The sequence below is a fragment of the Fusobacterium mortiferum ATCC 9817 genome, assembly GCF_000158195.2.
In the GTDB taxonomy this organism is placed as follows: domain Bacteria; phylum Fusobacteriota; class Fusobacteriia; order Fusobacteriales; family Fusobacteriaceae; genus Fusobacterium_A; species Fusobacterium_A mortiferum.
The window spans coordinates 413774-424935 of sequence record NZ_GL987988.1; the positions used below are offsets into that span (position 1 = coordinate 413774).

At 29.2% G+C, this 11162-nt stretch carries 14 protein-coding genes; 8 read left to right on the top strand and 6 right to left on the bottom strand.

The features are described from left to right. Positions 1–10: 10 nt before the first annotated feature. A complete protein-coding gene (locus FMAG_RS02995) occupies positions 11–1177 on the bottom strand; it encodes an iron-containing alcohol dehydrogenase (protein WP_005883888.1) in 1167 nt (388 codons plus the stop codon). A gap of 20 nt (positions 1178–1197) precedes the next feature. After that, on the bottom strand, positions 1198–1656 hold the full coding sequence (locus FMAG_RS03000) for a cupin domain-containing protein (protein WP_005883890.1): 459 nt from the start codon (positions 1654–1656) through the stop codon (positions 1198–1200). A 241-nt stretch (positions 1657–1897) separates the two neighbouring features. On the opposite strand from FMAG_RS03000, the gene FMAG_RS03005 reads away from it, so the two are divergent. Genes FMAG_RS03005 through FMAG_RS03015 form a run of 3 tightly spaced genes read left to right on the top strand, consistent with a single transcriptional unit; the run spans position 1898 to position 3800 of the window. Further along, entirely contained in the window at positions 1898–2500 is a 603-nt protein-coding gene (locus tag FMAG_RS03005; protein WP_005883892.1) for a carboxymuconolactone decarboxylase family protein, read from the top strand. 24 nt (positions 2501–2524) lie between these two features. Further along, on the top strand, positions 2525–2965 hold the full coding sequence (locus tag FMAG_RS03010; protein WP_005883894.1) for a cyclophilin-like fold protein: 441 nt from the start codon (positions 2525–2527) through the stop codon (positions 2963–2965). Beyond that, positions 2958–3800, top strand: a complete 843-nt coding sequence (locus tag FMAG_RS03015) for a DUF3737 family protein (RefSeq protein WP_005883896.1) — start codon at positions 2958–2960, stop codon at positions 3798–3800. The genes FMAG_RS03010 and FMAG_RS03015 overlap by 8 nt, the downstream gene beginning before the upstream one ends. Positions 3801–3945: 145 nt before the next feature. Here FMAG_RS03015 and FMAG_RS13980 read toward each other — a convergent pair whose 3' ends face one another. From FMAG_RS13980 to FMAG_RS03030, 4 genes are read right to left on the bottom strand one after another with little or no spacing between them, the layout of a single operon-like run. After that, positions 3946–4479, bottom strand: coding sequence for a triphosphoribosyl-dephospho-CoA synthase (locus FMAG_RS13980; protein ID WP_261660745.1), 534 nt, complete (start codon positions 4477–4479; stop codon positions 3946–3948). Further along, entirely contained in the window at positions 4451–5296 is an 846-nt protein-coding gene (citX, locus tag FMAG_RS13985) for a citrate lyase holo-[acyl-carrier protein] synthase (protein ID WP_261660696.1), read from the bottom strand. The genes FMAG_RS13980 and citX overlap by 29 nt, the downstream gene beginning before the upstream one ends. Before the next feature lie 2 nt (positions 5297–5298). Continuing rightward, positions 5299–6333, bottom strand: a complete 1035-nt coding sequence (gene citC, locus FMAG_RS03025) for a [citrate (pro-3S)-lyase] ligase (RefSeq protein ID WP_005883898.1) — start codon at positions 6331–6333, stop codon at positions 5299–5301. 13 nt (positions 6334–6346) lie between these two features. Then, the gene (locus tag FMAG_RS03030) at positions 6347–6949 is read right to left on the bottom strand and encodes a hypothetical protein (protein WP_005883900.1); all 603 of its coding nucleotides are present in this window, start codon (positions 6947–6949) and stop codon (positions 6347–6349) included. 201 nt (positions 6950–7150) lie between these two features. Here FMAG_RS03030 and accD point away from each other — a divergent pair, with 201 nt between their 5' ends. The 5 genes from accD (at position 7151) to FMAG_RS13640 (ending at position 11149) form a co-directional block, all read left to right on the top strand. After that, positions 7151–8047, top strand: a complete 897-nt coding sequence (gene accD, locus FMAG_RS03035; protein ID WP_005883902.1) for an acetyl-CoA carboxylase, carboxyltransferase subunit beta — start codon at positions 7151–7153, stop codon at positions 8045–8047. A 15-nt stretch (positions 8048–8062) separates the two neighbouring features. Continuing rightward, a complete protein-coding gene (locus tag FMAG_RS03040; protein ID WP_005883903.1) occupies positions 8063–9010 on the top strand; it encodes an acetyl-CoA carboxylase carboxyltransferase subunit alpha in 948 nt (315 codons plus the stop codon). A gap of 19 nt (positions 9011–9029) precedes the next feature. After that, positions 9030–9998 (top strand): 6-phosphofructokinase, encoded by a 969-nt coding sequence (gene pfkA / locus FMAG_RS03045; protein ID WP_005883905.1) that lies wholly within the window; start codon positions 9030–9032, stop codon positions 9996–9998. A gap of 20 nt (positions 9999–10018) precedes the next feature. Next, complete coding sequence (locus tag FMAG_RS03050; RefSeq protein WP_005883907.1) at positions 10019–10324, top strand: DUF496 family protein; 306 nt, start codon at positions 10019–10021, stop codon at positions 10322–10324. Positions 10325–10903: 579 nt separating this feature from the next. Then, a complete protein-coding gene (locus tag FMAG_RS13640; protein WP_040493695.1) occupies positions 10904–11149 on the top strand; it encodes a hypothetical protein in 246 nt (81 codons plus the stop codon). Positions 11150–11162: the final 13 nt, after the last annotated feature.

Sequence of the window (11162 nt, forward strand, 5' to 3'; positions counted from 1 at the left end):
TATTTTATAATTAATAAGCTTCTTTTAAAATAGTTAAAATTTCATCAGGAGTTAATTTTTTGTATCCTCCATCAAGAATTACAGAAGAGTTAGCTATTTTAGGTAACATATCTTCAGTAGCTCCTACCTCCCTCAATGTAGTAGGGATACCTAACTCTTTTATAAATTCAGAAAGTTTTTCAATTCCAGCAAGAGCAATCTCATCTTTAGTTAGATTTTTACTTTCAACTTTCCATATTTTTTCAGCAAATCTTACAAATTTATCTAAACCATATTTGTAAATATATTTATAGTAAGGGATAGAGATGATAGCTAGTCCAATTCCATGGGCACAGTCAGTATATGCTCCAAGTTGGTGCTCTATCATATGAACTTCCCAGTCCTGTGCTTTAGATACTCCTGTAATTGTATTAAGACCAATAGTTGTACACCACATAATATTACTTCTTGCTTCGTAATCTTCAGGATTTTTTAAAGCTACTCTAGCATTATCAATAAGGGCTTCTATAACACCTTCTAGAATATAGTCAGTAGTGTTATTGTCATCTCCAGAAAAATATTGCTCCATAAGGTGAGAAAGGGTATCGAAAATTCCACTTATCATTTGATATTTAGGAACTGTATAAGTATATTCAGGGTTTAATATAGAAAATTTGGGATAAACTTCAGGAGAAAAAACTCTTCCATTTTTCAACATTTTCTCTTCATGAGTTATTACAGAACCACCATTCATTTCAGAACCAGTACCAGCCATTGTTAAAATACTTCCTACTGGAACAATTTTATTATTTACCTCTTCAAAGTTTATCCAATATTTTTCCCAAGCATCTCCATCACAGTATGCAGATACAGATATAGCTTTAGAACAATCTATAACTGAACCTCCACCTACTCCTAAAATTAAATCAACATTGTTTTCTCTAACAAGTCTTGCTCCTTCCATCATTTGATTATATGTTGGATTTGATTTTATTCCAGCTAATTCTACCACTTTTTTATTAGATTCCTTTAAAATTTCAATGACTTTATCATAAAGTCCACTCTTTTTTATAGAGTTTTTTCCATATACTAAAAGAACAGTTTCTCCATAATTTTTTAACTCGTCTTTTAAATTATTAAGAGCAGTTTTTCCAAAATAAATTTTAGTTGGGTTATAGTAATTAAAATCAAATTTCATTTTAAGACCTCCATTATATTTTATGATAATTTATTATACTCTTCATCAGTTACAGGTTCACACCACTCATTTGAACAGTTTTCTCCAGGTACTTCTACAGCTATATGACTAAACCAAGAATCTTTTTTAGCTCCATGCCAATGCTTAACATTAGTTGGAATAGTAATTATCATACCAGGTTTTAGAGGGATAGCTTCTTTTCCTTCCTCTTGATACCAACCTTCTCCAGCTGTACATATTAAAATTTGTCCTCCACCTTTAGTAGCATGGTGAATGTGCCAGTTATTATGACAACCAGGTTCAAAAGTAACATTTGCTAAAAAGACGCTAGAACTTCCTATCTCAGTAAGTGGATTTAAAAAAGAGTTTCCTACAAAATATTTGGCATAGGCATCATTAGGATTTCCTATTCCAAAGATATTCATTTTTTCAAACTCATCCTTTTTTAAAATTTTATGATTAAGTTTTTCTTCTGTCATTATATTTCTCTCCTATAAAGTTAATATAACTATTTTTTACTAATTTTTCTTTTATATTTGGAATTATACTCTTTAGAGTTAACTCTAAGTCAAGAGAAAAAATAAAAAAATAATAGCTTGACTTAGAGTGGACTCAAAGTAGTATGCTTTTATTAAGAAAAAGAAAAATAGTATAAATAATTTATCAAAGAAATTTTACTATTTAATTTATAATTATAAAATTTATATGGGAGGAATAAAAATGACAAATAAAGATAAAAGTATTGTGGAGATTTCAATTTTTACAGCAATTGGAAATTTAAAAGAACTTGAAAAAAGTGTGAATCTTGGATTAGATAATGAACTTACTGTAAATGAGATAAAAGAGATTATGGTTCAACTTTATGCTTACTGTGGATTTCCACGTAGTTTAAACGCTTTAGGAGTACTTTCTAATACAGTGGATGAAAGAAAAGCTAGTGGTAAGGTAACAGAAGTGGGAAGAGAATCTACTCCTATCCCTAGTGACAGAAATTCATTAGTTTATGGGACTCAAGTTCAAACAAAGATAGTTGGAATGGAAGTAAAAGGAGGAATATATGATTTTGCTCCAATGGCAGATAGATATTTAAAAGCTCATCTATTTGGAGATATTTTTGGGCAAGATATTTTAGATTATAGAACAAGAGAACTTGTAACAGTAGCAGCTCTTGCTTCAATGGATGGTGTAAATCCTCAACTTCAAGCCCATATTGGAATCAGTAAAAATGTTGGTGTAACAGATGATGAATTAAACGGAACTATTGAAGTATTAAAGGATAAATTAGGATTTGAAAAAGCTAATAATATAAAACAATTTTTATAGAGATATAGGTTTTAAAGGAGGATTATGAAAAAATTTTTAATAGTAGGTTTAGGAATTGTTTTATCAACACTGATTTATGGAGAGGAAAAAATGCTAAATAAGATGAGATTTATATTTGATAATAGAGAGATAGTAGTAACTCTAGAAAAAAATAGTGCTACTAAAAGTTTATTGGGTCAACTCCCATTAGAATTAAAATTTGAAAATTATGGAGGGATAGAAAAAATTAGTTATCTTCCTAAAGAGTTAGATATTAGTAATGCTCCTAAAAGTTGTACTTCAAAAACTTATGATTTAACATACTATTCTCCCTGGGGAAATCTTGCTTTTTTTACAAAAGATTTTAGGCACTCTAATGGATTAATACCTTTAGGAAAGATTGAAAGTGGATTTGAAAATTTAGAAGATATTGATAAAGCTTTAAGTGTAAGAATAGAGAAATTAGGAGATGAAATTTATGAATAAAATTGAAAATCAAAATTTCGATAAGGAGAGAGCTCTATATAATTTAAAAGATACAGAGGTAATAAATTGTAATTTTGCTGGAATAGAAGATGGGGAGTCTGTTCTAAAAGAAGCAAGAAATGTAGTTGTAAAGAATTGTAATTTTTCTCTTCGTTATCCTATGTGGCACAATAGAAAATTTATTTTAGAAAATTCTAATTTAGATGAGTTATCAAGAGCTCCTATTTGGTATTCAATAGATGGTGAAATTAAAAATAGTAAAATAAATAGTATAAAATGTTTAAGAGAGTGTAAAAATATAAAGGTTGAAAATTCAGATATAGTTTCACAGGAGTTTGGTTGGAAGTGTAAGAATATATTTTTAAAAGATACAAATATTGAGTCTGAATATTTTATGTTGGATTCAATTGATGTTAAATTAGAAAATGTTAATTTTAAAGGAAAATACTCTTTCCAATATATTAAAAATTTAGATATTATTAATTGTAATTTAGATACAAAGGATGCTTTTTGGCATAGTGAGAATATTACAGTGAGAGATTCCGTTATAAAAGGAGAGTATTTAGGGTGGTTTTCTAAAAATCTAACTTTAATTAACTGTAAAATAATTGGTACCCAACCTCTATGTTATTGTGAAAATTTAAAATTGATAAATTGTGTTATGGAAGAAACTGATTTATCATTTGAATATTCAAGTGTTGAAGCTGATATAAAAGGATATATAAAATCATTAAAAAATGTCAAATCAGGTTTTGTTATTGCTGATGAAATTGGAGAGATTATAAATGAAGATTCAATTATGCCAACAGGAGCTGAGATAAAAATAAGAAAGTAAAATAATTTAAAAAATTTACTAGAGAAATAAAAAATTCAAGAATGATTTTTATTCTTTGAATGAAAGTCATTCTTGAAATATTTTAATTTATTATAATTTCTTTAATATAATAGTCATTATAAGCTATTAAATATTTTTTAAATAACTAGAAAAATGAATTTAAACACTTATAAAAATAGATAGTAACAGCTAATAAATCAGCACTACCACCAGGGCTAATATTTTTAGAGATATACTCTTTTTCAAGTTTTTCAAAATATTCTCTATCTTTATTAAAGGCACCACCATTGTAGAAAATATCTGACATCTCTTTTTTAATTTGCTCTAAAGTTGAAAAATCATGTCTATATACAATGGTACTATCCATCACTCTACCCATAAGATAAATAAGAGTATGGAAAGCTGAAAGATTAATATTTTTAGTTTTTTCAAAAGCTGAGGAAAAAACCTCTAATGAACCATTAAAAATTATATCAAGTCCATTTTTTATCTCGCCTCTAATACCTGTAAACCCATTTTCGAGATAGAGTTTTTCCCCATGGGTAAGTTTTTTAGATATATCAATATTTTCAAAATCTTTAAGAATATCCCTAGTCATCTCACAAATAATATTCTGAATATCTTTAAACTCTCTCTTTTCATAAAGAACTCTAGCAGTAGCTCCCACAGTTATTCCCATCAAAAAAAATCATACCTTTATGAGTGTTTACTCCAGAAGTAGCTTTAAACATCCCTTCTTCAGTAATTTTTCCTATCTCTCTTATCTTTTTAAAGGCAATATCTAAAGGAAGAGAGGAAAACATAGTTTCAGCCATCTTTTTAAATCCTTTTTTTAAAACAAAGGAACTGTGTAAGAAAGTAAAAAAATCCATATCTTTGTGAGAGCCTTGGGTAAGAGGAGTAACTAGACCAAATCCTGGAAAACTAGATACTTCATAAATCATACCTTCAAGTGTCAAATCAGAAAGTATAACTGTAACCCTTTCTCTCTCTTTTAAGTATTTTTGGTATGCTATATATTTACTAGCTATCTTATCTTTTATCTCTTGATGAGAGTGTTTCATACTTCTTCCACAGATAAAGGCTAAGTCATCACAGATAAGGCATTTTCTCTTAGGAAGATTAAAATCACTTCTAGAGAGTCCTCTTCCATCTACATCATATACATCTAAATCTACACATCTTCCAAGAATATGATTCTCTTCAAAATATATAGTATTTTTTTTAATCTCAAAGGCAGGAATATCAATAAAGAATAGATATATTTTTCCCTCAAGATTTTCTAAAACTTCACTATGGATAATCTTATCTTCAAATAATAGTACCATCTCTTTAGCAACTATATCAGTTATCTCTATTGGGATAGATTCCCATTTGTTTTCTCCTGGATAGTTAGCTCTCACTGTAAGAAGTGGGGCTTTAAATTTTTCAAGCAAAGAGTTTTGTAACTCTACTCTTTTTTCTCTATCATCTAAAAACTTATTTATATCAAACATAACTAGTGAGGAGCATTACTTGATTTAAGTTTTTCTCCTATCTCCTTTCCTTGAGGAGAGATTAAAAATTCATAAGTAGTTTCAGGAACTAATTTTTTTATCTCTTGAAAGTTCTCCTCTTTTAATAGTTCTCTTACATATGAGGCACTGATAGCTTTTCCCTCTACCTCTTTTCTTGGAACAACTACTACCTCTATATTATATTTAGGTAAAATCTCCTTTAGAGTGTTATTATAAGTATTAGTTACCTTACAATATGGTTCTTCTCCTACATATCTTTTATTGATATTTAAAATTTTCCCAAATTTTTCTCCACAGACAGAGGCATCTAATTTTGTATACTCTATTAGAGCATCATCTTCCTTTCTTAAAAAATAGTTAGGGAAGGTAGCTGAGGAGATGATATATTCTGTTCCCTCTATTACCTTTACATTAGAAAGATGAGATACTCCCTTTTGAACAAGTTCATATCTAATTTTAAAAGGGAAAGCTGATTTATCCTCTTCAACTACAAACACTAGTACCTCTTCATTTTCACTAGCAACTTTTTCAATTAAATATTGGTGTCCTAAAGTAAAAGGGTTACAATTCATAACGAGCATAGCTCTTTTTTTAGTTGTATCTATATTATATTTTTTTATAATTTTTTCTAAGGTTTTGTTGATATTTTTATTTCCCATCTCCATAAGAATAACCTTATCTGTATGAGCTACCTCTTTGTATCCCATACCCTTAAATAAATCTTTGTTGATAAGCTTTGTAAAAACCATAGAGTGATAATACCCTTCATCAAACATCTTATTTATAAGAGAAGTAAGAAGTTGAGTAGAGAGCCCTTCTCCTTGATAGTTATTATCAATAGCAAAGCATTTTACAATATTTTTATCCTTTGAAGCAGTAGCAACTATTTTTTGATTTTCTCTAGCAACCATAGTATAATCTACTGAACTATCATATTTTAATTGAAAGTCAGCTAAAAAATTTTTAATCTCTTCTATCTCATTAGGGTTATTAAGATTTAGTTTATCAATAGTCAAATTTTTCTCCCCCTTAGTCTATAACTTCATTGTTATTAGAGTTACCATCTAAAAAGTTAGCAGGAACATTTATTTCCATGTCTCCTATCTTATTTTTAATACTATTTAGTTTACCAGATACATCACCAAGATATCCCGTAAAAACTTGTTTAGAAACTTCAGTTATCTTATCTCTATCTACAGCAAAAAGAGAGTAAACAGATGTATCATTTTCCCAAGCTCCCTTTTGTGAAGCATTTTTAAGAGCTACATCTACAGCATAATCAGTTAAATCACTAAGCACAGGAGAGATTATACCTTTAGAGTAGTTATCAGTATTTAACATAAAAGTATTAAAGTTAATTTTAATCTCTTTTTTTATCTGCTCTTTTAGTAAATCTTTAGCGTGTTTATTGGCTTTAGCTTGAGCAATGATAGCCCCACTCTTATCTATATTGGAATTTCCTACAGCAAATAGCTCGTTTTCTGGGTTTATTTTAGTAGCAATTTGCTCTTGAAGAGCTACTGGAATAGTTGTATTTTTTTTAGGTAGATTTTCATCAATAAAAGTACTTATTGATGAACAGCCAGAAAGAAAAAGTGTAAATATACAAATAAGAAATATAAATTTTTTCATAAAAAAATTCCCTCCATAAAAAATTTTTTTAAAATTTTAAAAATACAAGTGTATTCTTTAAATCCCCATTTTATAATACTTTAAAGAGTATTAATTAATATTATTCTATAATATTAATGAGGTAAAATCAAATATTTATTGAAATAATTCAAAAAATCCTATAAAATTAATTATTAGAGGAAGAAAAATGAGGAGGCAAAAATGGGATTTTTTTCTTTAAGCAAAAAAAACTTTTCTTTAAATAACAGAAAGAAATATGTAACATTAACAATAGAGAATAAAGAAAATGTAAAACAAGATGAGAATAAACATATAGATAATAATCCAACAGGACTTTGGACTAAATGTCCAAGTTGTCAAGAAATTTTATACAAAGAGGATATTGAAAGTAATTTAAAAAAATGTCCAAAGTGTGACCACTATTTTGAGATGACAGCAAGAGAGAGAATAGCTTTACTTATTGATGAGGGAACATTTGTAGAGGAAGATGCTAATCTTTTTTCACAAAACCCATTAAATTTTCCACAATACGAAGAGAAAAATAAAAAAGCACAACAAGATTGTAATATGAATGAGGGAGTAATCTCTGGAACAGGAAATATAAATGGAATAAGAGTTAGTATAGCAGCTATGGATTTTAAATTCATGGGTGGAAGCATGGGTTCAGTAGTTGGAGAAAAGATTACTAGAGCTATGGAGAGAGGATTAAAAGAGAGAATACCAGTGATAGTAGTATCTATGTCTGGTGGAGCTAGAATGCATGAGGGATTATTTTCTTTAATGCAGATGGCTAAGACTTCAGCTGCTGCTGAAAAATTAAGAGCAGCAGGAGTACCATATATAGCTGTTCCAGTAAATCCAACAACAGGAGGAGTTACAGCTTCTTTTGCTATGTTAGGTGATATTATTGTAAGTGAGCCTAAAGCTATGATAGGATTTGCTGGTAGAAGAGTTATAGAGCAAACTATAAAACAAAAACTTCCAGAGGAGTTTCAAACAAGTGAATTCTTATTAAAATGTGGAATGGTAGATGTAATAACAAAAAGAGAGGATATGAAGGCTACATTACACAATATTTTAAGTAATTTAGTTGGATAATTTTGGGAGGAAAAAATGGAATTTGAAAAAGAAGTTTTAGAATTAGAGAAAAAAATAGCTGATTTAAAAAAGTTTTCAGAAGAGCAAGGGATAGATTTAAAAGAGCAGATTGAAAAATTAGAAAAAGCCTATGAGGAAAAATTGAGAGAGAAATATAAAAATCTAAGCTCATGGGATAAAGTTTTTGTATCAAGACATCCAGAGAGACCATATACTTTAGATTATATAGAGCATATGACAACAGATTTTATAGAGTTACATGGTGATAGATTATTTGGAGATGACCCAGCAATAGTAGGTGGACTTTGTAAAATAGATGGGAAAAAAGTGATGATAATAGGTCATCAAAAAGGTAGAACTGTAGATGAAAAACTATATAGAAATTTTGGTATGCCAAATCCAGAAGGGTATAGAAAAGCTCTTAGACTATATAAAATGGCTGAGAGATTTAATATTCCTATTGTTTGTTTAATAGATACTCCAGGGGCTTATCCAGGAATGGAAGCTGAGGAGCGTGGACAAGGGGAAGCAATAGCTAGAAACCTTATGGAGATGGCAGGATTAAAAGTGCCTATTATTTCAATAGTTATAGGTGAAGGAGGAAGTGGAGGAGCATTAGCTCTAAGTGTAGCTGATAAGATTTTTATGCTTGAGAACTCTGTATATTCAGTAATTTCTCCAGAGGGTTGTGCAGCTATCCTATATAAAGATGCTTCTAAAGCACCTCAAGCAGCAGAAAATTTAAAAATTTCTGCACAAAGTCTATATGAATTAGGAATAATTGATGGTATAATAGAGGAGCCAGTAGGTGGAGCTCATAGAGATCATAAATGTATAGCTCTTAACCTAAAAAATATCATTTTATCATCATTTTCTGAATTGGATAAAATATCAGTAGAAGAACTTATTGAAAATAGGTATAATAAATTTAGGAAAATAGGTTCTTTTATCGTAAATGAGTAATAAAGGAGAGTTATTGGTGATGGAAAAGAAAATAGCAATATTAACAAGTGGAGGAGATGCTCCAGGAATGAACGCTGCTATAAGAGCGGCAGCTAAAGCAGCAATGGCAAAAGGAATGAAAGTATATGGTGTTCAAAGAGGATATTTAGGAATGCTAAATGATGAAATATTCCCTATGGATAGTGGATATGTTTCTGGAATAATTGATAGAGGAGGAACTCGTCTATTAACTGCTAGATGTTTAGAGTTCAAAGACCCTAAATTTAGAGCAATAGCAGCTCAAAACTTGAAAAAAAGAGGAATAGAGGGACTAGTAGTAATAGGTGGAGACGGTTCTTATCGTGGAGCTGACTTATTATCTAAAGAGCATGGAATAAAAGTAATTGGTATTCCAGGAACAATAGATAATGACATCAAAGGAACAGATTTTACATTAGGTTTTGATACTTGTTTAAATACAATATTAGATGCTATTTCTAAAATAAGAGATACTGCTACTTCTCATGAGAGAACAATCCTAGTAGAAGTAATGGGAAGACATGCAGGAGACCTTGCATTACAAGCTTGTATTGCTGGTGGAGGAGATGGATTATTAATTCCAGAAATGGATAATCCAATTGAATTATTAGCTTTCCAAATTAAAGAAAGAAGAAAACAAGGTAAATTACATGATATCGTTTTAGTAGCTGAGGGAGTAGGAAGAGTTCAAGATATTGAAGCTGCTCTTAAAGAAAAAATAACTACTGAAGTAAGAAGTGTAGTATTAGGACACGTTCAAAGAGGAGGAACTCCATCTGGATTTGATAGAGTACTAGCTACTAGAATGGGAGCTAAAGCTATTGAATTATTAGAAGCTGGAGAGGGAGGATTAATGGTTGGAATAGAAAATAACAAAATCATAACTCACCCTATCTCTTATGCATGGGACGGAGAAAGAAACTATGACTTCAGACCAGATTATGACTTAGCTCTTCTTTTAGCAAAATAATAATTTTAGGAGGACTAAAAATGGTAGATAACGTTTTAGAGTTAGTAAGAAAAGAGAGAAGAAAAAATAAAATAAAAAGGGAAATAGAAGATAATGATAAAAAAATCAGAGACAATAGAAAAAGAGTTGAACTTCTATTAAACTTAAAAGAGTATGTAAAACCTCATATGACATACGAAGATTTCTTAGATATATTAGAAAATATGCAATCTGACTATGAGGATAGAGTAGATGACTATATCATTAAAAATGCAGAGTTAGGAAAAGAAAGAAGAGAAATCAATAAATCTTTAAAAGAGATAAAAAAAGCTTTAAAAGAAGCTTAATTAGAGAAAATATGGGCTATTGTAATTAATTACAATAGCTCTTTTTTTATAAAAAAATTGAAAAGCTATGCCAATGTATGCCAACGTTAGTGGTAATTAAAAAAGTCTATGCTATCTTATAAGAAAAATAAAATGAAAGAGGTAGAAGAAAAAAGATAGAGAAAGAGAGTTTAGAAATAAGGAATAAAAATATACCTAGGTACGAAATTATTTCAGATGGAAGAAAAAAATGGGGAGGGTAGTAGTAAAATGATAACCACCCTCTGAATAAAAATGCGAAGGATAATAATACAAGTAGAATAATATAAAAAGAATAATTATATATATATATATTGGAAAAAAATTTAAGAAACAAGAGAAAATAATAGCTAACCTATACCAATAAGAGTATTATTATTATAAAAAGTGTTATTATATACACATATGTAATCATAAGTGTCTAATAAATCTAAAAAGTTAAAATTAAAAATTAAAGGAAAGGATAGTGAGAGCAGGAGAAAATTTGATGAGATAATTTCTTTTTTTAAAAAATGTGGTATCATTAGAATAGAGCAAAAATATTATAGGGAGGAGATAACAATGAATACAGAAACATATATCTTAACAAAACTAAAAAATTTATCAGAAGAAGATGAATTATTAGCACAAGAGATTGAAAAAAGACTGGGTCCATGGTCAACTCCATTAGATGTGTCAAAGTATTTTAAAAGACATATTACAACAATTTATGACATGATTGATAACAATGAAATATATGGAAAAAAGATGAAGGGAAGAATAAGAATACTTTCTAGAAGTTTGGTACTAGCATTAGAGAAAAAATAAGAACTATCTAGTA

What these genes read in the sequence shown, in the direction of transcription:
- FMAG_RS02995 (WP_005883888.1), bottom strand. Translation starts at nt 1,177, where the DNA reads ATGAAATTTGATTTTAATTACTATAACCCAACTAAAATTTATTTTGGA.
- FMAG_RS03000 (WP_005883890.1), bottom strand. Translation starts at nt 1,656, where the DNA reads ATGACAGAAGAAAAACTTAATCATAAAATTTTAAAAAAGGATGAGTTT.
- FMAG_RS03005 (WP_005883892.1), top strand. Translation starts at nt 1,898, where the DNA reads ATGACAAATAAAGATAAAAGTATTGTGGAGATTTCAATTTTTACAGCA.
- FMAG_RS03010 (WP_005883894.1), top strand. Translation starts at nt 2,525, where the DNA reads ATGAAAAAATTTTTAATAGTAGGTTTAGGAATTGTTTTATCAACACTG.
- FMAG_RS03015 (WP_005883896.1), top strand. Translation starts at nt 2,958, where the DNA reads ATGAATAAAATTGAAAATCAAAATTTCGATAAGGAGAGAGCTCTATAT.
- FMAG_RS13980 (WP_261660745.1), bottom strand. Translation starts at nt 4,479, where the DNA reads ATGGGAATAACTGTGGGAGCTACTGCTAGAGTTCTTTATGAAAAGAGA.
- citX (WP_261660696.1), bottom strand. Translation starts at nt 5,296, where the DNA reads ATGTTTGATATAAATAAGTTTTTAGATGATAGAGAAAAAAGAGTAGAG.
- FMAG_RS03030 (WP_005883900.1), bottom strand. Translation starts at nt 6,949, where the DNA reads ATGAAAAAATTTATATTTCTTATTTGTATATTTACACTTTTTCTTTCT.
- accD (WP_005883902.1), top strand. Translation starts at nt 7,151, where the DNA reads ATGGGATTTTTTTCTTTAAGCAAAAAAAACTTTTCTTTAAATAACAGA.
- FMAG_RS03040 (WP_005883903.1), top strand. Translation starts at nt 8,063, where the DNA reads ATGGAATTTGAAAAAGAAGTTTTAGAATTAGAGAAAAAAATAGCTGAT.
- pfkA (WP_005883905.1), top strand. Translation starts at nt 9,030, where the DNA reads ATGGAAAAGAAAATAGCAATATTAACAAGTGGAGGAGATGCTCCAGGA.
- FMAG_RS03050 (WP_005883907.1), top strand. Translation starts at nt 10,019, where the DNA reads ATGGTAGATAACGTTTTAGAGTTAGTAAGAAAAGAGAGAAGAAAAAAT.
- FMAG_RS13640 (WP_040493695.1), top strand. Translation starts at nt 10,904, where the DNA reads ATGAATACAGAAACATATATCTTAACAAAACTAAAAAATTTATCAGAA.